This window comes from Halobacillus sp. ABA4_118 (assembly GCF_056160205.1).
The window spans coordinates 2,048,848-2,073,503 of sequence record NZ_JBSWWS010000001.1; the positions used below are offsets into that span (position 1 = coordinate 2,048,848).

19 protein-coding genes are annotated in these 24,656 nt (G+C 48.5%); 16 read left to right on the forward strand and 3 right to left on the reverse strand.

Annotated features, from left to right (window positions below; translation table 11 throughout):
* The first annotated feature begins 4 nt into the window (after positions 1–4).
* The 9 genes from ACXAGL_RS10220 (at position 5) to ACXAGL_RS10260 (ending at position 8,017) form a co-directional block, all read left to right on the forward strand.
* Positions 5–307, forward strand: a complete 303-nt coding sequence (locus ACXAGL_RS10220) for an urease subunit gamma (RefSeq protein ID WP_474991064.1) — start codon at positions 5–7, stop codon at positions 305–307.
* 12 nt (positions 308–319) lie between these two features.
* Positions 320–637, forward strand: a complete 318-nt coding sequence (locus ACXAGL_RS10225; protein ID WP_027955685.1) for an urease subunit beta — start codon at positions 320–322, stop codon at positions 635–637.
* Complete coding sequence (ureC, locus tag ACXAGL_RS10230; RefSeq protein WP_474991066.1) at positions 627–2,336, forward strand: urease subunit alpha; 1,710 nt, start codon at positions 627–629, stop codon at positions 2,334–2,336. Before ACXAGL_RS10225 ends, ureC begins: the two co-directional genes overlap by 11 nt.
* 9 nt (positions 2,337–2,345) lie before the next feature.
* The gene (locus ACXAGL_RS10235) at positions 2,346–2,795 is read left to right on the forward strand and encodes an urease accessory protein UreE (RefSeq protein WP_474991067.1); all 450 of its coding nucleotides are present in this window, start codon (positions 2,346–2,348) and stop codon (positions 2,793–2,795) included.
* Positions 2,796–2,799: 4 nt separating this feature from the next.
* On the forward strand, positions 2,800–3,471 hold the full coding sequence (locus ACXAGL_RS10240) for an urease accessory protein UreF (protein ID WP_474991068.1): 672 nt from the start codon (positions 2,800–2,802) through the stop codon (positions 3,469–3,471).
* A 24-nt stretch (positions 3,472–3,495) separates the two neighbouring features.
* The gene (ureG, locus tag ACXAGL_RS10245; RefSeq protein WP_474992357.1) at positions 3,496–4,110 is read left to right on the forward strand and encodes an urease accessory protein UreG; all 615 of its coding nucleotides are present in this window, start codon (positions 3,496–3,498) and stop codon (positions 4,108–4,110) included.
* Positions 4,107–4,919 carry an urease accessory protein UreD gene (locus ACXAGL_RS10250; RefSeq protein WP_474991070.1) on the forward strand — a complete coding sequence of 271 codons (813 nt, stop codon included), beginning with the start codon at positions 4,107–4,109 and terminating at the stop codon, positions 4,917–4,919. Before ureG ends, ACXAGL_RS10250 begins: the two co-directional genes overlap by 4 nt.
* Positions 4,920–4,931: 12 nt before the next feature.
* Complete coding sequence (locus ACXAGL_RS10255) at positions 4,932–5,546, forward strand: urease accessory protein UreH domain-containing protein (RefSeq protein ID WP_474991072.1); 615 nt, start codon at positions 4,932–4,934, stop codon at positions 5,544–5,546.
* Positions 5,547–6,037: 491 nt separating this feature from the next.
* Complete coding sequence (locus tag ACXAGL_RS10260) at positions 6,038–8,017, forward strand: penicillin-binding transpeptidase domain-containing protein (RefSeq protein WP_474991074.1); 1,980 nt, start codon at positions 6,038–6,040, stop codon at positions 8,015–8,017.
* A gap of 215 nt (positions 8,018–8,232) precedes the next feature.
* On the opposite strand, the gene ACXAGL_RS10265 is transcribed toward ACXAGL_RS10260, so the two are convergent.
* A complete protein-coding gene (locus ACXAGL_RS10265) occupies positions 8,233–9,210 on the reverse strand; it encodes a class F sortase (RefSeq protein ID WP_474967365.1) in 978 nt (325 codons plus the stop codon).
* Positions 9,211–9,273: 63 nt separating this feature from the next.
* Positions 9,274–10,602, reverse strand: coding sequence for a copper amine oxidase (locus tag ACXAGL_RS10270; RefSeq protein WP_474967366.1), 1,329 nt, complete (start codon positions 10,600–10,602; stop codon positions 9,274–9,276).
* Between the two features lie 311 nt (positions 10,603–10,913).
* Here ACXAGL_RS10270 and ACXAGL_RS10275 point away from each other — a divergent pair, with 311 nt between their 5' ends.
* The 7 genes from ACXAGL_RS10275 to ACXAGL_RS10305 all read left to right on the forward strand — a co-directional run bounded on the left by ACXAGL_RS10275 (position 10,914) and on the right by ACXAGL_RS10305 (position 23,121).
* The gene (locus tag ACXAGL_RS10275) at positions 10,914–11,909 is read left to right on the forward strand and encodes a LacI family DNA-binding transcriptional regulator (protein ID WP_474967367.1); all 996 of its coding nucleotides are present in this window, start codon (positions 10,914–10,916) and stop codon (positions 11,907–11,909) included.
* 82 nt (positions 11,910–11,991) lie between these two features.
* Positions 11,992–13,344: an ABC transporter substrate-binding protein gene (locus tag ACXAGL_RS10280; protein ID WP_474967368.1), complete on the forward strand. Its 1,353-nt coding sequence runs from the start codon at positions 11,992–11,994 to the stop codon at positions 13,342–13,344.
* 79 nt (positions 13,345–13,423) lie between these two features.
* Positions 13,424–14,407 (forward strand): carbohydrate ABC transporter permease, encoded by a 984-nt coding sequence (locus ACXAGL_RS10285; protein WP_474991076.1) that lies wholly within the window; start codon positions 13,424–13,426, stop codon positions 14,405–14,407.
* A gap of 4 nt (positions 14,408–14,411) precedes the next feature.
* Positions 14,412–15,266, forward strand: a complete 855-nt coding sequence (locus ACXAGL_RS10290) for a carbohydrate ABC transporter permease (protein WP_474991078.1) — start codon at positions 14,412–14,414, stop codon at positions 15,264–15,266.
* Positions 15,267–15,288: 22 nt separating this feature from the next.
* Entirely contained in the window at positions 15,289–16,761 is a 1,473-nt protein-coding gene (locus ACXAGL_RS10295) for a glycoside hydrolase family 32 protein (protein ID WP_474991080.1), read from the forward strand.
* Between the two features lie 15 nt (positions 16,762–16,776).
* On the forward strand, positions 16,777–17,379 hold the full coding sequence (locus ACXAGL_RS10300) for a DUF624 domain-containing protein (RefSeq protein WP_474967371.1): 603 nt from the start codon (positions 16,777–16,779) through the stop codon (positions 17,377–17,379).
* A gap of 111 nt (positions 17,380–17,490) precedes the next feature.
* Positions 17,491–23,121 carry a GH32 C-terminal domain-containing protein gene (locus ACXAGL_RS10305; RefSeq protein WP_474991082.1) on the forward strand — a complete coding sequence of 1,877 codons (5,631 nt, stop codon included), beginning with the start codon at positions 17,491–17,493 and terminating at the stop codon, positions 23,119–23,121.
* Between the two features lie 64 nt (positions 23,122–23,185).
* Here the strand turns inward: ACXAGL_RS10305 and ACXAGL_RS10310 are convergent, their stop codons facing one another.
* Positions 23,186–24,580: an L-cystine transporter gene (locus ACXAGL_RS10310; protein WP_474972072.1), complete on the reverse strand. Its 1,395-nt coding sequence runs from the start codon at positions 24,578–24,580 to the stop codon at positions 23,186–23,188.
* Positions 24,581–24,656 lie beyond the last annotated feature (76 nt).

Consider the following 24,656-nt stretch of genomic DNA (forward strand, 5'->3'; position numbering starts at 1 on the left):
AACTATGAAACTGACGTCGCGGGAAAGAGAAAAGTTGATGATCGTGCTTGCTGCTGATCTGGCCCGAAGAAGACAGGAGCGCGGTTTGAAGCTGAATTATCCTGAAGCGGTATCGATTATTACTTATGAAGTGGTGGAAGGTGCGAGAGATGGAAGGACGGTGGCGGATCTGATGCAGTATGGTGCCGCTGTTTTGAGCCGGGAGGATGTGATGGAGGGGGTTCCTGAAATGATTCCCGATATCCAGGTGGAAGCAACATTTCCCGACGGGGTCAAGCTGGTCACTGTTCATGAGCCGATTCGATGAGGAGGAGATGAAGTGAAACCAGGTGAGTTTATCCTGAGGTCAGAAACGATCCGCTGTAATGAAGGGAAGGAAGTAGTTGAAGTCACCGTGTTAAATAGAGGTGACCGGCCGGTCCAGATCGGCTCCCACTTTCACTTTTTTGAAGTGAACCCGTTTCTGCAATTTGATCGTGAAGAAGCCAGGGGGCGTCATTTGAATATTCCGGCCGGGACAGCTGTCCGGTTTGAGCCGGGAGATGAAAAAACAGTTCCTCTCGTTGCTTTTTCCGGGGAGAGAAAAGTGTATGGATTGAATCAACTTGTCAATGGGAGGCTGGATGATGAGCTTTGAGATGCCGCGGCGCCAGTATGCCGATATGTTTGGACCGACAAAAGGGGATGCGGTCCGGCTAGCTGATACGGACCTTTTTATTGAAGTGGAAAAAGACTATACGACGTATGGAGATGAAGTGAAATTCGGAGGAGGCAAGGTCATCCGTGACGGGATGGGGCAGCACCCTCTTGCATTAAGGAATGAAGCAGTTGACCTTGTCATTACCAATGCGGTCATACTGGATCACTCCGGAATTATCAAAGCTGATATCGGGATTAAGGGTGGGTGGATTCAAACGATTGGAAAAGCAGGAAACCCGCTGTTGATGGATGGCGTGGATATCGTGATCGGGGCCTCTACAGAGGTCATTGCCGCTGAAGGAATGATTGTAACGGCAGGTGGGATTGATGCCCATGTTCATTTCATTTCCCCCCAGCAGATGGAAACGGCTTTATCTTCCGGTGTAACAACCATGATTGGAGGGGGGACCGGCCCGGCCACGGGTACAAAGGCAACCACGTGCACCCCTGGGGCGTGGAATATTGAGAGGATGCTGGAGGCAGCAGAAGAGTTTCCGATGAATCTCGGATTCTTAGGAAAAGGAAATACCACAAGTGCAGAAGCCATTCAGGAGCAGGTTGAAGCTGGAGCCGTGGGGCTGAAGCTTCACGAAGACTGGGGGACGACAGCGGCGACGATTGATACATGCCTGCGGGTCGCTGATCAATTTGACGTTCAAGTGGCCATTCATACAGATACGCTGAACGAAGGTGGATTCGTAGAACATACGCTCGAAGCTATCGGGGGACGGGTCATTCATACCTATCATACAGAGGGGGCCGGCGGTGGTCATGCGCCTGATATTATTGAGGCGGCCGGATATTCGAATATTCTTCCATCCTCCACAAACCCGACCCGTCCCTACACCGTGAACACGCTGGAAGAGCATCTGGATATGCTGATGGTTTGTCACCACCTGGATCCAAGTGTTCCGGAGGATATCGCTTTTGCGGACTCGCGGATTCGTAAAGAAACGATTGCCGCTGAGGATATTATGCATGACCTTGGAGTGTTCAGCATGATTTCCTCTGATTCCCAGGCGATGGGGAGGGTCGGAGAAGTAATTATCCGGACGTGGCAGACGGCCGATAAAATGAAAAAGCAGCGGGGGCCTTTAGAGGGAGACCGTGAGCACAGTGACAACTTCCGGGCGAAGCGCTACGTCGCGAAATATACGATAAACCCGGCGATAACGCATGGCATATCCGACTATGTCGGCTCTGTAGAGGAAGGCAAGTTTGCTGATTTAGTGATCTGGGATCCGGCATTTTTTGGAGTGAAGCCTGAGCTGATTTTAAAGGGCGGCTTGATTGCTCATAGTTTAATGGGCGATCCGAATGCAAGCATACCGACACCACAGCCGGTGCTGTACAGGGAGATGTTCGGTTCCCTCGGGAAAGCGAAAGCCTCTACAGCTATGACATTCGTATCTCAATCCGCCTATCAAAAAGGTGTTCATCGAACACTCAGGTTGGAAAAAATCGTCCGGCCAATTTCAGGAGTCCGGAACTTAACGAAAAAATCGATGATTCATAACGGCGAAACGCCGTCTATTGAAGTAGACCCGCAGACCTATGTTGTCAAAGTGGATGGAAAAGTAATCCACTGTGAACCGGCAGAGACGGTAGCTATGGGGCAGCGGTATTTCTTATTTTGAGGTGATTGGATGATTATTGAAAAGGTAGCAGGTAATATTTCAGAAACGAATAATCGGGCTCCGCACGTCGAATACGTAAAGCTGGAGAGTGAGCAGCTTCTCAAACGAGTCCAGCGAGTGACGACGGACCATGGACGTGAAATCGGTATCCGGCTCGGAAAAAACAAAGAGCTTTCGGACGGGGACATCTTACATATCGATGAGAAGAACATGATTGTCGTAAGCGTTCATAAGGATGATGTGCTTGTCATACGTCCGAAAAACATCCGCGAAATGGGAGACATTGCTCATCAGCTCGGCAACCGGCACGTGCCTGCGCAGTTTGAAGGGGAAGAAATGCTTGTTCAGTATGACTACCTCATTGAAGAACTGTTGGAGAATGAAGGCCTGGACTATTCCAGGGAAGAACGGAAGGTGCCTGAGCCCTTCCGGTATATCGGCCACAACCATGATGATTAATTGGATGCCACTGCTGCAGCTCAGCGATTCTCAATTTCCATCCGGGGCTTTCTCGCATTCGTTTGGGTTTGAAACGTATATTCAGCAGGATGTCATCACAGATGCAAAGAGCTTCAAGGAGGCCCTGACCGCTTTTTTGGACCGGCAGCTGGCATACAATGACGGCCTGGCTTTCTGGCTGGCTTTTCAGGAAGTTAAAAATGATGGAGTGGATCTCATCCTCGAACTGGATCATCTTCTTTATGCGTCTACACCAGCAAGAGAAACACGGGAGGGGAATCAGCGGGTGGGAAAGCGGCTGGCAAAGCTGTGTATGGATTTGTACCCTTCCCACCCATTGGAACAGTATCATAAGTGGCTGATGGAAAAAGAGGGTTACGGCCACCCGGCCCTTGTATTTGCTGTCGTTTACGGGGCGATGGAGGTATCCGGGTCCGCGGCGTTGGAAACATTTTTATTCACCTCATTGAGCTCAATGGTGCAGAACGCAGTCCGGGGCATACCTATCGGCCAGACGGATGGGCAGAAAATCCTCGTCGCTCTGCAGCCTCAAGTGCAAAAAACAGCCCGGGTTATCCAGGAAGCTTCGATCGAGGAACTGGGAGCTGGAAGCCCGGGACTGGAAATCGCCCAGATGGTGCACGAGCGCCTGCACGTACGGTTGTTTATGTCTTAAAAAAAGATTGGGAGGAATGGAATGATGGAACCAATTTGTATTGGAGTGGGAGGCCCTGTCGGGGCGGGAAAAACGATGCTTGTCGAACGGCTCACACGGGAGCTGAAGGATGAATTGAATATGGCTGTCATCACGAACGATATTTATACAAAAGAGGATGCGCAGTTTTTACTTAAGAATGGAGTGCTTCCTGGTGACCGCGTCATTGGAGTGGAAACCGGAGGGTGTCCTCATACGGCAATACGTGAGGATGCTTCGATGAACTTTGCGGCTATTGATGAGCTGAAGGAGCGTCATCATGATCTGGATTTAATTTTTGTCGAGAGCGGAGGGGATAATCTGGCTGCGACGTTCAGTCCTGAACTGGTGGACTTCTCTATCTATATCATTGACGTGGCTCAAGGGGAGAAGATTCCTAGAAAGAGCGGGCAGGGGATGATTAAATCCGATCTGTTCGTCATTAATAAAACCGACCTTGCTCCACATGTAGGAGCGGACCTTGATGTGATGAAACAGGATACGATTGCAGCGCGTGGCCAGAAGCCCTTCGTGTTTACCAACTTAAAAACGAAAGAGGGTCTTTCGGAGGTCATTGAATGGATTCATGAGCATGCCTTTCTTAAAGGGCTGCAGGCATGACACACACCGGCGTCCTCCACCTGAAAGGAGAAAAACGCCGTAATCGGACGATCCTGTCTGGTTTTTATGAGGGTGCTTTCAAATTCACCCGTCCCGTTTACCTGGATGAGGAAACGTTGTCCGTTTATATGATTCATATCGGCGGAGGCTATGTGGATGGGGATTCCTATGTGAATGAAGTGACACTGGAAGAAGGAGCGGAATTGTGTGTAACGAGCCAGGCTGCATCCAAAGTGTACAAAACGATATCAAAGCCGGTGGAGCAGGTGACAAAGATTCATCTCGCTGCCGGCAGTTCCCTCGATTATTGTATGGATCCTCTTATCATGTATGAAGGAGCGCGGTTCAATCAAACGACGATCGTGGACATCGATGAAACGTCCTCTTTTTTCTACAACGATATTGTAACACCAGGGTGGTCCCGTGATGGAGAGCCATTCCGGTATGACTGGTACCGGAACAAATTGAAGGTGACCTCCGGGGGCAGCCTTTTTCTATATGATCACTTGCTGCTTGATCCTGGAAAAGGAGTGGAAGGGGTACTGGAACTTGAGGGGCATTCACATGTTGGATCGGTCGTTCTTTTTCATCCGGAGGCAGGACTGGATTTTGTCGAAAAGCTTTCTGACCACCTTGAACAGCAGTTTCCTGGTGTCCGTTTCGGTCTTTCTTCTATGGATAAGGGAGGCGTTGTCATGCGGATGCTGGGAGATAACACCCAGCAGCTTGAGTCGGTGACAGCTGTTGTTCACAGTTTTTATCGAAAAACGTTATTACAGAAAAAAGAAGTTATCTGGCGGAAGTATTAAGGGGGATTAACAATGGAGGATATGAGTTTGTTAGCCGTTTTAGGACTGGGACTGGCGCTTGGAATTAAGCACGCGCTCGAACCGGATCATGTGATTGCGGTATCTACATCCGCGGCAAAAAGCAGGAAGGTGCTTCAATCGGCGATGACCGGGGTCTTTTGGGGAATTGGACATACCCTTACCATGTTTGTCTTTGGTATGGCGGTTATCCTCATGCAGAAACAGATTCCTGAATTGTGGGCACAATCACTCGAAGCTCTTGTTGGAGTGATGTTGATTATAGTAGGAGCAACGACGTTTCTTTCTTATAAAAAGTCTTCTTTAAACCAAGAAGGGCGCAGTTATAAGACATCTGTTTTTATGGGGATCATCCATGGGCTGGCGGGAAGTGCCGCCCTTGTACTATTAACGCTGAGCTCTGTGGAAAGCGCAGCTGAGGGAGCCGCATTCATTTTTATTTTTGGAGCTGGAACGATTATCGGAATGCTTTTGTTCACGACTGTCATTGGGCTTCCTTTTGTACTTACTACTAAAAAGTGGACGATGAATAAAGGATTGACACAGGCTGCGGGCGTTATCAGTGCTGTATATGGCGTTTATTATTTATCAAGCATCTATCTTGGATAAGACCGTACATAAGGTTCAAACGTCCATTTCCTTTCTTCACGAAATTGAACGTTCATTTGAGCCAATGAACGTTTGCGAAGGACCATCGCTGCAAATCTATGAAAAGCGTGTTATCTATTTACTGACTTTAACTGAATGAAGAAGTTTGGGGATTCGCTCCAATGAGTCAAGGGAGTCTTTGAAAAACAGATTATCTCATTCTTTAAAATGATTATTCGGTGACGCCTGCGGGAACAGCACGAGCTGAAGATCCACTTGGTCAAGTGCTCTTCTTGCCCAAGTTAGCTGAGGCCGTGCCCGCGGCAAGCATCCACCGATAGGCGGAGCGTGACCGTAAACCCTTCATGCAGAAAGTGCAATAGACGCCAGATACGTTTTCGGCAGTGAAACGCCCGGTATATACCGGGCGTTTTTCTTTTTCCAAGGCTTGTCTCTGGTATAATAAGAATTAGAAAAATTTGTCTGATTACAGAAAAATAAGGGGAGATTTGATGAAGAAATGGATGATCCTGTTCGTCCTCCTGATCACGGCCGCGCTTTCTGCCTGCAGCAGTCAGCCGGAGCCGCAGGATACGTTTTCCGCGTACATGGACGCATGGGAAAAGAAAGAGTATGAGACGATGTACAGTCACTTAAGTGAATCATCGAAGGAATCCATCACGAAAGAGGATTTTATCAGCCGGTATGAGGAGATTTATGATGGGATCGGCGCTGAAGAGGTATCGATGACATACGATCTTCCGGAGGAGGAAGAAAGTTATGATCAAGAGGATACACCTGCCTATGAATATACAGCTTCGGTAGATTCAAGAGCTGGTGCGATTGAATTCAGCCATCAGGCGGGACTTGTCTATGAGGAAAACGACGAGGAAGATCGCTGGGCGGTGGAATGGCAGCCGGACCTTATTTTCCCTCAGATGGTGGAAGGCGATACAGTGAGGATCACCCGGCTGGATTCTGAACGCGGAGAGATTTTCGACCGCGACGGACAGGGTCTGGCTGTCAAAGGTCCGGTGAAGGAAGTTGGTATCGTACCAGGGAAGATGGAAGAGGAAGAAGAGTTGAAGGAAGGGCTTGCGGACATTCTCAAACTCTCCGTTGAACAAATCGATCAGAAACTGGAGCAGTCATGGGTGAAGGACGATGTATTCGTGCCGCTTGCGATGATTCCGGAAGATGATGAGGAGAGGCTGACAGCATTTGAAGATCTGCCAGCTGGCTACATGATCAATGATGGAAAAGAAGCACGTGTTTATCCTTTAGGGGAAGCGGCCGCGCATTTGACCGGCTATATGGGTAGTATCACGGCTGAAGAGCTTGAAGAGCGCGAAGGAAAAGGCTACAGTACGAGCGATAACATCGGGAAATCCGGTTTAGAGCTTGTCATGGAGGAGCAGCTTCGGGGCGAACCGGGCTGGCGTGTGTATATTGCCGATGAGGAAAATGAAACAAAAGAAGTGCTCGCAGAACAGAAAGCGAAGGACGGGGAAGACGTCACGCTGACCATTTCATCGGATGTCCAGACGGAAGTATATGAACAATTGAAAGACGAATCCGGAACAGCGGCCGCGATTCATCCTGAGACCGGAAGTGTGGAGGCCCTTGTCAGTACGCCTTCCTACAACCCGACAGCTCTTTCTTTAGGGCTTGGAGGGGAAGAAGTGACCTTGAACAAGTTTTCGAGAACGTATTCTCCGGGATCCACATTTAAGCCGATCACCGCAGCGGTTGGATTGGAAACAGGAACGATTAATCCGGAAGAGGAGCTGTCGATATCTGGAGAAACGTATGAGGCGGATGCCGGCTATTCCGTTACCCGTGTACCCGGGGCAGCAGCAGACAGTCAGGTGAATCTCCGCGATGCACTGATGCGGTCGGATAACATTTATTTCGCCCGTCAGATCGTGGATATCGGCGGAGATTCTTTCCTGGAGGAAGCAGCAGGATTTGGTTTTGGTGAGGATCTGCCGTTTGCGTATCCGATAGAAGCTTCCCAGTTGATGAACGAAGATACATTTGAAAGTGAATCGCTGCTTGCGGCGACCGCCTATGGGCAGGGGCAGGTGCAGATGAGCGCTGTCCACCTGGCTGCTGCCTACACGCCGTTCATTACCGATGGGACACTGATCAAACCGCAGCTTCTGGTGAATGAGGAAGAATCTGAGGTCTGGAAAGAAGAGGTCATCAGCGGAGAAACAGCGGCTTTGATCCGTGATGATCTGACAGCGGTCGTACAGAACGAAAACGGAACAGCCTACGAGCCGGTTGTGGAAGGAATCTCCCTCGCAGGGAAAACAGGATCAGCGGAATTAAAGAAATCCCAGGATGAAGAGGGACCTGTGAATGGATGGTTCGTCGCCTGGGATACCCAGGATCAGGATCTGCTTGTGGCGATGATGATGGAAGATACAGAAGAAGGCAGTCACGATGTGGTGCCTAAAGTGAAAGATGTCTTCGGAAATTTGAAATAGAACATGCACTTCCAGCAGACATGGTGTGTAGAATCACGTTCTGTTTATCAGTGGCTGCCTGTCAGGGGACGGTTTTGGCCCCGCAGGTGTCACCAATGAACATGCTGCGCACCCCCATCTAATGAGGAATTGAAAAAAGGGACGATCTTCTGCTAAACAGAAGATCGTCCCTTCCTATGACAAGCGGAAAACCACGTCTGACCGGAAGACGTGGTTTATTTTGTTCCTGTTGTATTGGAAGGCTTCGATTCTGTACCTTCTTCATTGACGGTCGTTACGTAGTAGGAGTAATCGGATGCTTCGGGATCGGTATAGGATTTCCGTTCATGCTTGGAGATACTGGCGACCTTTTCGAATGTTTCCCCGTCCTTGCTGCGGTAAACACGGTACCCTGCCACATAATCTTCGCGTACCGCATGCCAGGTAACCATCGTACCCTGGATCTGCACGTTGGAAGGGGGCTGGATATCCTCCTGATTCTGTGTTGGTTCCTTCAGTTTTGAATACACAACGAGACGATCAGCGTGACCGCCGATACTGCTGAGAAATTCACCTGTACATGTGATAAGGTTGAGACGCTTTTCATCAGAAGATCCGAAAATCGTTTCAATGGGGGAATCATCCATCGGATAACTTTCAAGCTTTTCGACTACATAGGTCTTTTCTTCCCCGTTTTCATCAGAGACGGTAATTTCGTCTCCTTTTTCCAGTTGATCCAAATCATAAAAAACAGCAGGTCCTGTCCGGCTGTCCACGTGTCCGGCGATGACAGAATTTCCTGTGCTGCCGGGCTCTGTACCTGGTTCAAACCAACCGGCTTTCTGCGGATCCTCCGGTACACCCATCTGTCCATTATCCAGAATGCCGACTGATTCTACAGGTGCTTCTACGTCAATGGCAGGGATGGAAATGGTGGCAGGAGTGATCCCTGTTTCTTCCTGCTTTTGGTTTTTCACAACGTCAGCGGACCTCATATTTCCGTTTTTATTAATCACTGTAAATTCGCCGTCCAAAATCTCTTCTTTTTGCTCCTCCGGCACATCCGCCTCTTGGTAGGACGCCTGTGTAGCATTTTCAATCCGGACAACATCCGAATCGTCCTTCCAAAAAGTGAACGCATTGAATTCATAGGCGACCATAACGAGCGCGGTCAGGCCAAGTATTGTGAAATACATTTTCCAATCGAGCTTCATGGACTGTCACCTCTCTATCATAAGGAAAGAAGAAGAGCAGAAGCTCTTCTTCCATGTTAAGCATTACTGTTTGGCTTTGCGGATGGAGATGAAGCCGGCAGAAGCTGCGGCGATGACTCCGAAGGCGACCCACATCCATGTGTTGATCCCTTGATCACTTGTTCCACCAAAGCCTGTTTTAGGCATTTCTTCCGGCATAACTTCTCCGCCGAATTGATCCGGCATCTGTGTCACAACAGCGCTGCTTAGTGTTTCGCCAATTCCGAACATGAAGGCATATCCTTCACGGAAAGAGTCATAAGTGGCTGCATAATCTTCATTCACGTAATGATCGAAGGTCTGAAGGATATCTTCCTCGTGAGTCCAGACCGCTTCAACAGCATCCTCCTGTGGAAGGTTTCCTTCAGTTGCTGTACCAAGGAAGGCACCGAAGTCCTCAGAGAAGGCCATCAGGCTTTGTTCAGCCATTTTTCTTGCTTCTTCATCTTCTTCAAGAGCTGCTGTAATCACATCAGACTGCGCGTTGATATGATCCTGCTGCCATACCTTTTCAAACTGGGCTGCACCTTCTTCACCATAAATAGAACCGATAGCAGCTTTGAAATCAGCGGTGTGCTGGTTCTCAGCCCAAGTTACGAAATCGTAGTCTTCCGCCTGGTCATAGCCTTTCTGCATTTCAAGAACGGCTAAAGCGAAGTGTTCAGAAGCAAGAGCATTCATGTTGGAACGCAGATCTGCTGCTGGTGTATCTGCTTTGGTTCCATTAAAGGAATCCGGCATCTGCGTTACAATGGCAGAAGAAAGGGCCTTACTGATGTCGAACATACGGTTGAAGCCCTCGCGGAAAGCCGTATAGGATTTCTGATACTCTTCGTTTACATAGTGGTCAAAAACATTCAAAACATCTTGTTCGTGCGCGTTCAGGACTTCTTTGGCTGTTTCTTTGGAAAGGTTTCCTTCAGTTGCAGATGCAAGGAACGTACTGAATTCTTCCGTGAATTCTTCAACTTCCTCTTCGGCCATCTTACGGGCTTCTGGATCATCGTTTTTCGCAGCTTTTACAAAACCATCGGAATAATCGTTATGTCCGCGGAAGATTTCTTCAAACTGTGCAGCTGCTTCATCTCCATAAATGGATGCGATCGCCGGGGTCATATCCTGTGCGTTCTGATCAAGCTTGTTCCATACTTCATCAGTGTCTGGTGCGTCTTCATACGATTTCATCATAAACGTTGTAGCAAGGACGAAGTGCTCGGACAATAGTTGATCAAGCGTCGACCTTAGATCGGCCGCCTCCGTCTGTGCTGATTTGTGGTGATCGGCCATAGCTACGGATGGGACAAGGAGCATCAAAGCCATTAATGTGATCAAGATTCTTTTCATTTGTTTCATGTGTACACTCTCCTTTAATTGATTTCTTACACAGCTAACGAAGGAGGGTGGACATTGGATCACAATTTCCCGGAAAAAATATAGAAATTCGTGAAAGGAGTCTGTAAAGAATCAGCTGAGTTGTCATTTTTTTTGCCCTGACGCTGGGGCGGAACTTCGTATTTTCTTCCGTGCATGAGGGGATGAGGCGTGTTCGAAAAAGGAAGAAAAGATGAAAATTGTGTTGACGTAAGCGCTTTCTGAGTATATAGTCTAGTTAAGGTAAACGATTACGTAAACGATTACTTGCCCGCGGGGAGAAGGAGTCAGCCATGGTTTCGATTAAAGATGTAGCCAGTAAAGCAAAGGTTTCTACAGCGACTGTATCCCATGTGATCAATGAGACACGGTATGTCGCAGAAGCAACAAAGCAGAAAGTATATGCAGCTATGAAGGATTTAAACTATCAGCCAAACCGGATTGCGCGCAGCTTAAGAAGTCAAAAGTCCAGTACGATCGGACTTCTTGTTCCTCTGGTGGCAGAGGATACGTCAAACTTTTTCTTCATGTCTGTAGCCAATGGTATTGAGCAGGTTTTAAAGGAAAACGGCTATAATCTTATTCTTAGTAATTCTAATGAACAGGCGGAAACGGAAAGAGATCAGATTCGGGTTTTCAATACCCAGTTGATTGATGGGCTTGTCATTGCCCCGGTCAACGGCAGGGAGTATGACTACAAGGAGGAATTCTCCGGTAACTATCCTGTCGTTTTTATTGATCGTCATCCAAGTACAGGTGAAGGAGACAGGGTTCTCGTAAACAACCGTCGTGGAGCGTATGAAGCCGTAACGGCTTTAATTGAAAAAGGTCACGAAAGAATTGGATTTGTGACAGGAAGTCTTGGTATTACGACGAGTGATGAGCGTCTGGAAGGATATAAAGAGGCACTGCGGGAGCGGGGGCTGACTATTGAAGAAGGGTATATGCAGGAAGGTCCTGCTACATTCAAGGAAGGGTATTCGCTGGCCGGGAAGCTTCACCGCGCTGGTGTAACGGCTTTGTTTATCGCCAACAACGTGATGACGATGGGGGCGGTCTCTTACCTTCAGGAGCAGAACATAGCTATTCCTGATGACATGGCGGTCATTGGCTATGATGACTACGATTGGATGAAAGTGACTTCTCCACCACTGTCCGTGGTCAGACAGCCGGCTTTTGAATTAGGGAAGACTGCCGTAGAGCAGTTGTTAAAAAGAATTGATGGATATAAAGGAGAGCACCAGGAAATCATCTTGGACTCAGAGTTGGTACAGAGAGGTTCTTATTAAGAGCCTTCTCTTTTTCACCATAAAGTAAACGATTACGTAAACGTTTGCGAAGGCATTTAATCTTTTAGGGAGGAATGTTGGGATGAAAAGGTTCGGATACGTAGTTTTTGGGCTGATCCTGTTGTTTATGGCCGCATGTTCAAGTGACAGCACAGCGAATAGTGAGGGGGACGGCGGAGCAGGTTCTGGTGAAAATGCATCCAGTGATACAGTCGAAACCGGTTCTGTTGAAACGACTGTCGAAGCGTCGGGTGACGAAGATGTCGTGATGGACTTCTGGATTCACCAGACCGGGGAGGAAGAAACGAAAGCGTATATCGATTTGATTGATGGCTTTAATGAGGCACACGAAGATATTCACGTAAACGCAGAGGTGATCATTGATGATGGAGCCAGTGCGTACAGCGACAGTATAAACGCAGCCCTCGTAGCCGGAAATCTTCCGGATGTGATGGCTGTGGACGGTCCATATGTCGCAAGTTTTGCGGATGCGGGCGTTATTCAGCCGATTGATGATTACATCGATGAGGAAACGAAGAACCAATATGTAGATTCAATCATCCAGCAGGGGACGTACGATGACCAGCTATATTCTCTTGGAGCCATGGAAGCGTCCGTTATGCTCTACTACAACAAAGACCTTTTAGAGGAAGCCGGGATTGAGCCGGCGGAATCGCTTGAAGAAGCATGGACGTGGGATGAATTGATGGATCATGCGAAGACGTTGACGAACGATGATCAATACGGGTTGAATCTGTTCATGAATTATGGAGTCGGGGAGTGGCTGACATTTATGGGGGCTCCTTTAGCCTGGTCCAACGGAGGTGCCTTGATTTCTGAAGATGGCACAGAAGTGGATGGTTACTTGAATAGTCCCGAAACCCTTGAATCGCTTCAATACGTGAAGTCGTTGTTTGAAGAAGGCGTTGTGACGGAAAGTCCTGGTGAAATGCAGTTTGAAGAAGGGAAGGCTGCCCTTGCTCTCGGTGGTCCGTGGATTGCTGTATCTGCAGAGGACGCCGGCTTGAACTGGGGAATGATGCCTTATCCGTATAAAGATGAAAGGGTTTCCCCATCGGGAAGTATGGCTTACGCGGTTACGAACAATACAGAACATCCTGAGCAGGCGGCTGAACTTATGAAGTGGATGACTAATGAAGAAGCGGCGATCAAGATTTCCGAAGCAACCGGTATGCCTCCTGCGCAAAAATCCGCTTTCGAAAGTATGGATAAATTTAATGAGAGGCCATGGAGTGTGATGAAAGAGCAGGTCATTGAAACCGCTCATGCCCGACCATCGACACCGGCGTATCCGGTTCTTACCGATGCTTTTGCCCAGTCTTTCCATGCCGCTGCCCTCGGTGAGGACGTAGAAAGCGTTGTGGAACAACAGGTCCAGCGTGTAAAGCGGGAATTGAAACGTTTTGAAGAATAACCCTCATATTCAGAGCCTGATCAGGCTCTGAATCCTTTTTAATCGAGTTTCAGCTTTTATTAAGAAAGGAGAACCATCCATGAGTGGGAACAGTTCCTCAGCGAAATCCCTGACCAGTGATCGTACGACGTCTCACACCCGCAGGCCATTGCAGAAAGTACCATCCCCGAAGAAACAGAAACGAAGGAAGTCTCAAGCTTTTCAGGAAGCCGTTACAGGATATTTCTTTCTTGCTCCGGCTTTGATCCTTCTGGGCGTCTTTCTCCTGTACCCGATGGGGGCAGCCTTTTATTACAGCTTCACAGACTTTTATATTTTAAAGCCGGACGATATCTCGTGGATCGGCCTGGAAAATTTCACATACATTCTGCAGGATGCAGAGTTCAGGCAGGCCTTTTGGAATACAGTCTATTTTTCGGTGATTGTTGTACCGGTTCAACTGGCCGTAGCGCTGGGCCTTGCGCTGCTGATTAACAAAAAAATCCGTTTCCGGGTATTTTTTCGAACCGCTTTTTTCTCACCAGTCGTCATGTCTTTAGTTGTTGTATCGATTTTGTGGACCTTTATGTACAACCCGAATGAAGGGCTGATCAACCAGCTCCTTGGTTTAGTCGGAATCCAGCCGCAGCCATTCCTAACCAGTCCGGATCAAGCGATGAATTCGATTATTGTCATGTCTGTGTGGCAGGGCGCTGGTTTTCAAATGATGATTTTTCTGGCCGGCCTTCAAAATATCCCCAATCATTTGTATGAAGCAGCTGATATTGACGGAGCAAGCAGCTGGCAGAAGTTTCTGCATGTGACCCTGCCCGGTCTGAAAAACATTGCCTTATTCATTTTCATAACCATCAGTATTGCTGCTTTTAAGCTCCTTGTCCAGCCGATGATCATGACACAGGGAGGACCGCTCGGCTCTACGAAGTCTCTCGTCTACCATATCTATGAAACTGGCTTTAACTATCGTGATGTCGGTTATGCTTCGGCGATGGCTGTCGTCTTTACCGTTATTGTCCTTGTGATCACCATTGTTCAGCGGATCCTTGTCCGTGAAGAGAGGGGGTAGGGAAATGAAAAGGAAAAAACAGATGCAGACCGTAGTTTTGTATACGTCTTTAATTCTACTGACCTTTATCTTCTTATTTCCGCTTATTTGGATGCTGGTTTCATCTTTGAAAAACGAGTTTCAGATTTTCAAGGATATGAAGTCTCTGCAGGCTTTTCTGCCTCCAGCACCAGGTGAAGTGGAAGGCGGCTATTTTCAAAACTATATCGCAGCTTTCCAACGTGTGGATCTGCTTCGGTATATCATCAATAGTCTAATTTATACGACAGGCATTATCGTGTTCGGACTGGTCGTAAATTCGATGGCAGGGTACGCTCTTGCAAGGTTCCGGTTTCCTCTGGCTGGTTTTTGGCTGGGGGTGATCATCGCTACTTTAATCATCCCGCCGGAGAGCATTTTCCTTCCATTGTATGTTCTTGTGTATGATCTCGGATGGGTGAATACCTACACAGGATTAATCGTGCCGTTTATCGCGAACGCCTTTGCCATTTTTCTCTTCCGACAGTTCTTTCTTGATTTCCCTAAAGAACTGGAAGACGCAGCTAAAATTGATGGATGCTCACAGATCGGCATTTTCTTCCGGATTATCGTTCCGCTGTCGAAGCCGGTTTTTGCAACCGTAGCGATTGTACTGTTCATCAATCATTGGAACGACTTCCTGTGGCCGCTTGTTGTAGCATCGGATGAAAGCATGCGGACCATTCAGATCGGTCTTCAGTACTTCATGAACGAACCGCCGATTAAATGGGGGCAGGTCATGGCGGCTCTTACGATTGCAACGGTTCCTATGCTTTTAATTTTCATGTTTTTACAGCGTTACTATGTTCAGGGCCTGACTCATACAGGTTCGAAGAATTAACAGGAAGGAGTGTGCAGCCGTTATGACACATTATGAAACGATGCCTGCCCATGGCTATTATAAAGAAAAGTACCGCCCTCACCTCCATTTTACACCCGAGCAGATGTGGATGAATGACCCGAACGGACTCGTCTACTTTGAGGGTGAGTACCATTTGTTTTATCAATACCATCCGTACAGTACACAGTGGGGGCCGATGCACTGGGGACATGCGGTAAGCCGGGACCTGGTGACTTGGGAGCACCTGCCTGTCGCTCTGCATCCGGATGAGCAGGGGATGATTTTTTCAGGGAGTGCAGTGGTTGATCATGAGGATACCACCGGTTTTTTTGACGGAGGTAAAGGACTGGTCGCTGTTTATACAAGTGCTGATGGTGACCTTCAGCGGCAGAGTATTGCCTACAGTAAAGACCGTGGACGGACGTGGGTGAAATATGACGGAAATCCTGTACTGGAGAATCCCGGCATTGCAGACTTTCGTGATCCGAAAGTGTTCTGGCATTCGTCCTCTTCCCGATGGGTGATGGTATTAGCTGCTGGAAAACAGGTGCAGCTGTTTACATCGGAAAATCTAAAGCAGTGGACCTTTGCCAGTTCTTTTGGGGAAGGGTGGGGAGAACAGAAAGGGACATGGGAGTGCCCTGATTTGTTTCCTATGGTCAATGAAAAGACTGGAGTTGAAGAATGGGTCCTGATGATCGGCATTGATGCCGGAGGACCATACGGAGGTTCAGGGACACAGTATTTTACGGGAGTTTTTGACGGGTCTGCCTTTTTCCCTGACCAGCAGCAGGATGAAGTCAAATGGCTTGATTTCGGGAAAGACTTTTATGCTGCCCAGTCTTTTTCAGACCTTCGTGACCGGCGTGTGATTATCGCTTGGATGAGTAACTGGCAGTATGCCAACGACGTACCGACAGATCCTTGGAGAAGTGCGATGACCCTCCCGAGAGAACTGATACTTACAAAGGTTTCCGGGGAAAGTGTGCTGAAGCAGATGCCGGTGGCTGATTTGATTCATTCGGTGGACAACAGCGCTCCAGGCAGCGGGGTTCAATTGCTTCCTGGATCCCCGCACATTCAATCACAGCCTGATGCCCCCTTTGTATGGAAAATCACCTTGGAGCTCCAGGCAGATTCCCATGTGGAAGGTACGGTTTTTCATACGGGTGAAGGCGGATATCGCTTTGGTGTCGAAAATGGGAGGGCGTATGTGGTCCGGGATGAATGTGTGCCTGCTTTTTCCGACCATTACGCTGCCGTATGTACAGCTGACATATCTGGCAGTTTCGATGAGGTTACCTTGACGGTCGTTTGTGATTTTTCTTCGGTGGAGATGTTTGTAAATACTGGAGAGATCGGTATGACAAATCTGTACTTTCCTCAAACAGGCCTGTCCCAACTCATGAAGCTGGAAAGTATAAAAGGGTATGCGGCCGTGAAGGACATGGTCATTGATCAACGGCCCTCCATCTGGGCAGAAAACCATTCCTGAAAGGAGAGAATATTCATGAAAGGAACCGGCTCTGTTATTTATCAATGCTGTGACTGGCTGATGCGGCTGGCTGTTCTCAATATATTATGGCTGACATTCAGCATGGCAGGGCTGCTCGTTTTCGGGGTGTTTCCAGCTTCAGCTGCTGCTTCAGCTTTATTGAAGGAGTGGGTGGCAGGGGAGCGGCCGGCGTCGTTTTCCTATTTCCGGCGTATCTATCGGCAGTCTTTCTTTTCTTCCAATACGGTTTTTACAGGAGGATCCGTCGTTTTTATTCTCCTTGGTCTGAACTTATATACAAGTCTGCAGTTTCAGGGGATTCTATTTTACCTGTTTGTCAGCGGCACCATTTTTCTTATGTCCGGCCTTTTTCTTCTGCTTATGCTGACGCTTCTCCCGCTGGGCAGCGGTGAAAAGACAATACCTTCGCTTCGACGCGCCTTTCATCTGCTCATGTGCTATCCGGGCCGGCTTGTTTCATTGTCCGCCGGGATCGTGCTGCTGTTGGTGTGCATCCGGTATGTCCCAGGGATTTTACCTCTCTATTCTGTGAACCTTATTCTCTTCTTGGTAGTGGCTTTGTTTACGAATCAACTGCGTTTGGATGCTGTTTCATAATCAGAAAGAGGCGGTGGTGAGCCGTCTCCTTTTGTATATGTGTAATGTGATGATAAATGAAAAAAATTTATAACAAAATGACAGCGCTTACAATGTAAAGGAGGAATTCGATTGACTTGGAGGTTCCCGAAGACTGTATTTGTCTTGTTCTTTTTTTTCGTAATGGCTGTGCTGTTGCCGGCGGTGGTGACAGCGGAAACGTCTGCCTATCGCTCTGCTTTTCATTATTCCCCGGATGAGAACTGGATGAACGATCCCAATGGCCTCGTCTATTACGATGGGGAATACCATTTGTTTTATCAGCACAACCCTGCTGGTAATGTGTGGGGGCCTATGTATTGGGGGCATGCCGTCAGTGAAGACCTCATCAACTGGAAGGAGCTTTCTCCAGCTCTTTTTCCAGATGAGAAAGGATTCATCTGGTCGGGGAGTGTTGTTGTAGATGAACAAAATACCTCGGGCTTTAAGAACGGGTCAACGGCACCGATGGTCGCTCTTTTTACGCAGGAGAAAAAGGGCGGTCAGATCCAGAGTCTTGCCTACAGTCATGACAAAGGAATGTCATGGACCATGTATGAGGGCAATCCTGTGATTGACAGGCCTGAGGGGAAGGATGTGTACCGGGATCCAAAAGTATTCTGGCATGAAGCAACTGAACAATGGGTGATGCTTCTTTCCGGAGGGCAGTCCATTGAATTCTATCAGTCGAAAGATTTAAAGACGTGGGATCATGTCGATACGTTCGAGCGCCCAAGCGGTGGAGAAGGGGTCTGGGAGTGCCCGGACCTTGTCCGGCTCCCAGTGGAAGGAAAGGAAAATGAGTATAAATGGGCTTTGATCGTCAGCATCAGTGAAGGTGCCGAAGCAGGCGGCTCAGGGATGGAATATTATATCGGTGAATTCAACGGTTCACAGTTTCAGGCCGAACAAGGACCTGTTCCTTTCGATTATGGGGGAGATATGTATGCCGGGGTCACATGGAACAATCTACCTGAAGAACAGGACAGAACCGTGCTGATCGGATGGATGAACAATTGGCAGTATGGACAGGAAATTCCCTCCGACGGTTCCAGGGGTACTATGTCCCTTCCACGTGAGTTGACTCTCCTGGACGAGGGAGGAGGAAAGTACAGCATCCAGCAGCAGCCGGCAGAGGAGTTTGGTCAGTTGAAGGAGGAAGGAAAGGAGTGGGAACAACAAACGTTGAGCGGGGAGAAATCGTTTGGTGAAGTGGAGGATCTCATCCAAATTGAAGCATCCTTTGATATGGAAAAGACAACAGCTTCAGAACTTGGACTGAAGCTTACGAATGAAAGTGGAGAGGAAACGGTGATCTCCATATTTCCAGAAGAGGAAAAAGTGGCTCTTGACCGAACAGCTTCAGGGGAAAGTGATTTTTCTGGGCATTTCGCAGCTGTTCATAACGGACCGATAAAAAGCGGGGATGGAACGGTGGATCTGTCTATCATCGTTGACCGGAATTCGATTGAAATGTTCGCAGATAACGGAAGGTCGGTATGGACCGATCAGATTTTCAGAGATACATCCCAGTCAGAACTCCATGCTTACAGCCGGGACGGAGAAGCAGCGGTGACCATGCTGCGTGTAACTCCTCTGAAATCAGCTCCTCCCGAAAAAGCTTTGGACGAAGTGCCGGCCTCTTCTCCGGAAACTTTGGAAAACGGGGGGTTTGAAACAGGGGATCTGACCGGGTGGACAGCGGCCGGAAGCGCGTTTTCCTCAGGTGTATCCGAAGTAGAGACGTATTGGGAGGGAAACTCCTTCGATCATGAAGGGGACTACCATTTGTGGGGATTTTCGGAGGATGTTCCGGATTCCGACTTTCGTACAGGTACGCTTCAGTCCGCTCCCTTTACGCTGTCCGGACAGGGGAAAGTGGACTTCTTAGTCGGCGGTGGTGAGGATCTTGACCGGCTGTATGTCTCCCTTGTCCGTGCTGAAGATGGGAAGGAATTGTTTAAAGCTACAGGAGCAGATGATGAAAAGTATCGGCGTGTTTCCTGGGATGCTGCCGATTATATAGGGGAAACCCTTTATATTAAAGTGGTGGATTTTCATACAGAAGGGTTCGGTCATCTGAATGTGGATGACTTCCAGGTTTACCATGAAGGAAGTCCGGAAACCAACACGCTGATTAATGGAGACTTTGAAACTGGTGATCTTACGGGTTGGACTGCAGTGGAAGGAGAGGCCTTTACTGATCAAAGTATCACCGACCATACGGATTGGGGTTGGGGAGGCCCTTTTAATCATAACGGGGATTACCATCTGTGGGGGGCTTTGGGAAATGGGGACGACCAGACAGGTGTGCTGCATTCCAATGTCTTCACTTTGTCAGGCACAGGAGAAATCTCCTTTTTAATCGGTGGTGGAAACAATCCTGATGAACTGTATGTGGCCTTAGTGAGAGCTTCGGATGATAAGGAATTGATTAAAGCTTCCAATGAAAAATGGGAAGACAGCGAGGCCTATCACGAAGTTATGTGGGATGCTTCCGATTATAGAGGAGAAGAAGTATACCTGAAAATTGTGGACAGCGCCACCGGCGGGTGGGGACATATTAATGTCGATCATTTCCAGGTCAACCAGACCGGCACACTCGTCCACTATCCGTTTGATGAGGAGCAGGGGGCTGTCACTAAAGAAGCTGTCAGCAGCGAAGTAGATCCCGTCCATTATGTATTTAATGAGGCTGAATATAAAGCAGATTCCGACCCATTGTGGCGGAAAGGGTTAAAGGACAATGCGCTGTTGTTTGATGGGTACTCCACATGGGTGACGCAGAAGGCAGAGGATGTAATTCAGCCCGAAGATGCTTTAACGGTTGAGGGCTGGGTGGCCCCGAGATCCTATGAATGGGGGGACCTGAATCAGGTGTCGGCCATCGTCAATCAGCACGATCCAGGGAAAAAGGAAGGATATGTGCTCGGGATGGGTCGTCACGGAGTTCTGGCTTTCAAGGCAGGCATTGGAGGCGAATGGGTGGAAGTGGATTCCGGTGACCATATGATTGAAAAAGATCAATGGTCTCATGTCGCTGGTGTATTTGACCGTCGTGAGCAGAAGCTGCGCGTCTATATCAATGGTGAACTTGTCGGAGAATCATCGACGCCATCCGGTTCTCTTGCCTCATCAGAAGAAGATTTACTCATAGGAAAGCATAACAAGGCCGCTCTCTTAAACGGGGTTTTTGAAGCCAACATGTTTCACGGATTGATGGATGACGTGAAGATTTCCAATGGAGCTAAAACGACCGAACAACTGAAAAAATCTTTTGATGATACGATCAGCGGTATGGAGGGAGGGGAACTTCCTAAACCAGAGCTGTACTGGGATCGTACCCGTTATGCCGGAGATCAGCATCGTCCGCAGTATCATTTCATGCCGCCTGAGCATTGGATGAATGAACCGCATGCCCCGCTCTATTTTGGTGGAAAATACCACATCTTTTATCAGAAGAACCCTCAAGGACCGTATTGGCATCAGATTCACTGGGGGCACGCGGTGAGTGAGGATCTCGTCCATTGGGAAGAAATGCCGGAGGCTCTGGCACCGGAGAAAGGATCGGTGGCCCCGGACGGGGTTTGGTCCGGAAGTGCTGTCGTGGATAACGGTGAACCTTACTTATTCTTCACGGCCGGTGATGACAGCAGATTCCCGAACCAGATGACTGGTCTTGCCTTCAGTGAGAATCCAGAGGATCCCTTATTGAAAGACTGGCGGATGCTGGATGAGCCTGTCACTGTACAGGAGGAAAACCTGCCCGCAGAAGACGGGGAGGTCATGTATGGGCAGTTCCGCGATCCGTTCGTCTTCAAAGACGGCGATACATGGTATCAATTAATGGGATCCGGAATTGATCAAGTCGGGGGGACGGCTTTGTTGTATTCGTCCAAGGATTTAAAGAATTGGACGTATGAAAAACCGTTTTTCACAGGAGACTCGGAGACGTATCCGAAAACCGGGGATGTGTGGGAACTTCCGGTCTTCCTTCCGATCGGTAAAGATGACACAGGAAAAGAAAAGTATGCTTTCTTTATCAATCCATGGTTTGACGGCTACAGCCCTCACAATGTGAAATATACGTTCTACTGGGTGGGGACATGGGATGCGGCCAAACTGGAATTTGTACCGGATCATGAAGAACCGAGGCAGTTTGATTATGGAGAGCACTTCACAGGTCCAAGCGGCATGATTGATGAGGATGGCACACCGCTTTTATTCAGCATCGCCCAGGATAAGCGAAGCGAGCAGGAACATTATGATGCTGGATGGGCTCATAATGCCGGCCTTCCCGTTGAACTTTCTCTAAGTCGTGGGGGGGATCTTGGATTGAAACCGATCGAAGAGCTGGAAACGCTGCGTGGCAGCCAGCTTGTCTCCATGAAGAATCAGTCGATGGAGCAGGCAAATGAACAGATAGAGGATGTAGAAGGAGATTTGTTGGAGGTTGTTCTCGAGATCGATATGAAAGAGGCGGATAAAGCAGGACTGAAGGTTCGGCAGAGTAAGGAAAGCGGGGAAGAAACCCTGCTGTTCTATGATCAATCAGAAGAGCACTTTGCGATTGACCGGAACGACTCCAGTTTGAATCCTGATGTCAGCAAGGGAATCCAAGGTGGAGAGCTATTGTTGGAGGACGGGAACTGGAATCTCCACGTTTATCTGGATCGTTCCATGGTTGAAGCCTATGCCAATGAGCAGAAGAGTATAACGTCCCGTGTTTATCCAACGAGTTATGACGCCCTCGGCATTGAACTTTGGAGTGAAGGGGGAGAAGTGGAAGTTGTATCTATGGACGTATGGGAATTGAACGGAGCATTTGGTGAAGTCGAACCGGTGTATGAGAAGGAGCAGCCGACGGTACCTCCTCATGGGGAACTGCCGAACCATGACTTTCAAAATGGTGATTTATCGGGATGGAATGTTGTGGAGGGGGACGCTTTCTCCGATGCCCATATTACAGCAAAACAGGACTGGGGATGGGGCGGTCCGTTTGATCAGGCGGAGGATTCCACAGATCTCGAACGCTTCCACTTGTGGGGATTCCTGGATGCTGCCGGCGGAGATGCAGCTACTGGTGTGATGGAGTCCGAAGTATTTGAACTCTCCGGGAGCGGACAAATTGATTTTCTAATCGGTGGAGGAAAAAATGTCGAAGAACTGTCCGTCGCACTCGTCAGGGCTTCCGACGATCAAGTGCTGAAAGAGGCCACTGGAAGAAATGCAGAAACCTACCGCCGTGTCGAATGGGATGCCTCCGAGTTTATCGGAGAGCAGCTGTTGATCCGCGTAACTGACCGGGCCACAGGTGGATGGGGACATATCAACGTGGATGATGTGAATGTGCCCACAGCCTTAAGTGAGGAGGCTCAACTTTTTCAACAGTTGAAAGATATGCCGTTAACCACCAGTAAAGATTTAGATAAGAAAATCGATCTTTATGAAAAAGTAAAGAAACGACAGGCAGCCGGCAAAGGAGATCTGGACTTGATCAGGGCGGACATGCTGGGTTTCCTTCTGGATCAACTTCGTTTGAAAAAGAAAGACTATACCTTGACTGATCAACAGCTTCCGTTCCTTGTTCAGTATGCGATTGAAGAAACCGGAGCGGAAGATGAGTCTGACTATGGGGAAGTCCAGGGGTTTGTCATGAAGAGGGTAAATAAACATGCGACTGGAAAACAGGTGCGGGATGTGATTGAACACCATTTGTCCTAGATCCTGAAACCGTTGGTTGATAAGAAAAAGGTTCTGCTCCCTTGGGAGCAGAACCTTTTTTGGTTTAAACAGCAATATCTTTTTCAACGGCTTCCTTATCGTTGAAGCGTTTGACGTTCAACTTTTTCAAGACACGTGAAGTCAATGTCCCTGATGTCATAGCGCCGTTGACATTGAGTGCTGTCCGGCCCATGTCGATCAGCGGCTCTACAGAAATGAGCAGTCCCGCAAGTGCGACAGGCAGGTTCATGGAAGAAAGAACAATCAAAGCAGCAAAGGTCGCTCCGCCTCCGACACCTGCAACACCAAAGGAGCTGATGGCGACAATCAGCACAAGCTGCACGAGGAATCCAGGACTGAGCGGATCAATTCCGACAGAAGGAGCAATCATAACAGCAAGCATCGCAGGATAGATGCCGGCACAGCCGTTCTGCCCGATCGTCGCTCCAAAGGATGCCGACATGTTGGCGACTCCTTCATCAACACCAAGACTGTTTTTCTGGGCTGATATATTTAATGGAATCGTTCCGGCACTGGATCTGGACGTGAAAGCAAAGGTGAGGACCGGCAGCACTTTTTTCAAGTACGTGAACGGGTTCAATCCAAACGCTCCAATCAGAACAAGATGAATGATAAACATGACAGCAAGGGCGGCATAGGAGGCAAGGACGAATTTACCAAGCTCTAAAATACCGGCGATATTGGTCTGGGCGACCGTTGTCGCCATTAAACCAAGAATACCAATGGGTGTCAGGCGTAGAACGAGGGTAACAATCCGCATGACGACCGCATAAAAAGCGTTGATGATGTTAATGAATGTTTTGGCATGTTCGGGCTGCTTGCGGCGTACGCCGAGAACAGCGATACCAACAATCGCAGAGAAAATCACGACGGCGATGGTGGACGTGGCACGGTCACCGGTCATATCAAGGAAAGGGTTGGCCGGGATGAATTCGAGAATTTTTTCCGGTGTGGACAAGTCCTGGACCTCTGTGAGCGTTTCTTCCAAGTATATTCCCCGGTCGGACTCGGCCTGGCCGGCCTCAATTTCACTGGCGTTCAAATCGAAGACAAAGGAGCTGCCGATCCCGACAAGTGCGGCGATGGCTGTTGTTCCGACTAATATTCCGATAATCCAGAGAGAAATGCGTCCGAGCTCCGATGTTTTCTCCAAATTGATAATGGACTGGATGATCGAAACCATAATCAATGGGATGACTATCATCATCAGGAGACGCACATAGCCGCGTCCGGCGATGTTATACCAGTCTGTCGTCTGGGCGGTTATGGCAGAGTCTGCGCCGAATACGGTCTGCAGATAAACCCCAAGCAGCACGCCGAGACCAAGACCGGTGAACACACGCTTACTGAAAGAGACGTGTTTCTGCTGCATGCGGATCAATACGAATATAAGAGCTGAAATAAGTACAATGTTCAAAAGAACAAGAAATGTTTCCATAAAAAAAGACCTCCTTTAATTGTTTATCCTATAAAACTGATAAAATTACTAAGGTTTATAAATTATCCAATTTCCC

Excerpts from the sequence above, each read along its gene's own strand:
- ACXAGL_RS10220 (WP_474991064.1), top strand. The coding sequence starts at position 5 with ATGAAACTGACGTCGCGGGAAAGAGAAAAGTTGATGATCGTGCTTGCT.
- ureC (WP_474991066.1), top strand. The coding sequence starts at position 627 with ATGAGCTTTGAGATGCCGCGGCGCCAGTATGCCGATATGTTTGGACCG.
- ACXAGL_RS10235 (WP_474991067.1), top strand. The coding sequence starts at position 2,346 with ATGATTATTGAAAAGGTAGCAGGTAATATTTCAGAAACGAATAATCGG.
- ACXAGL_RS10240 (WP_474991068.1), top strand. The coding sequence starts at position 2,800 with ATGCCACTGCTGCAGCTCAGCGATTCTCAATTTCCATCCGGGGCTTTC.
- ureG (WP_474992357.1), top strand. The coding sequence starts at position 3,496 with ATGGAACCAATTTGTATTGGAGTGGGAGGCCCTGTCGGGGCGGGAAAA.
- ACXAGL_RS10250 (WP_474991070.1), top strand. The coding sequence starts at position 4,107 with ATGACACACACCGGCGTCCTCCACCTGAAAGGAGAAAAACGCCGTAAT.
- ACXAGL_RS10255 (WP_474991072.1), top strand. The coding sequence starts at position 4,932 with ATGGAGGATATGAGTTTGTTAGCCGTTTTAGGACTGGGACTGGCGCTT.
- ACXAGL_RS10260 (WP_474991074.1), top strand. The coding sequence starts at position 6,038 with ATGAAGAAATGGATGATCCTGTTCGTCCTCCTGATCACGGCCGCGCTT.
- ACXAGL_RS10265 (WP_474967365.1), bottom strand. The coding sequence starts at position 9,210 with ATGAAGCTCGATTGGAAAATGTATTTCACAATACTTGGCCTGACCGCG.
- ACXAGL_RS10270 (WP_474967366.1), bottom strand. The coding sequence starts at position 10,602 with ATGAAACAAATGAAAAGAATCTTGATCACATTAATGGCTTTGATGCTC.
- ACXAGL_RS10275 (WP_474967367.1), top strand. The coding sequence starts at position 10,914 with ATGGTTTCGATTAAAGATGTAGCCAGTAAAGCAAAGGTTTCTACAGCG.
- ACXAGL_RS10280 (WP_474967368.1), top strand. The coding sequence starts at position 11,992 with ATGAAAAGGTTCGGATACGTAGTTTTTGGGCTGATCCTGTTGTTTATG.
- ACXAGL_RS10285 (WP_474991076.1), top strand. The coding sequence starts at position 13,424 with ATGAGTGGGAACAGTTCCTCAGCGAAATCCCTGACCAGTGATCGTACG.
- ACXAGL_RS10290 (WP_474991078.1), top strand. The coding sequence starts at position 14,412 with ATGAAAAGGAAAAAACAGATGCAGACCGTAGTTTTGTATACGTCTTTA.
- ACXAGL_RS10295 (WP_474991080.1), top strand. The coding sequence starts at position 15,289 with ATGACACATTATGAAACGATGCCTGCCCATGGCTATTATAAAGAAAAG.
- ACXAGL_RS10300 (WP_474967371.1), top strand. The coding sequence starts at position 16,777 with ATGAAAGGAACCGGCTCTGTTATTTATCAATGCTGTGACTGGCTGATG.
- ACXAGL_RS10310 (WP_474972072.1), bottom strand. The coding sequence starts at position 24,580 with ATGGAAACATTTCTTGTTCTTTTGAACATTGTACTTATTTCAGCTCTT.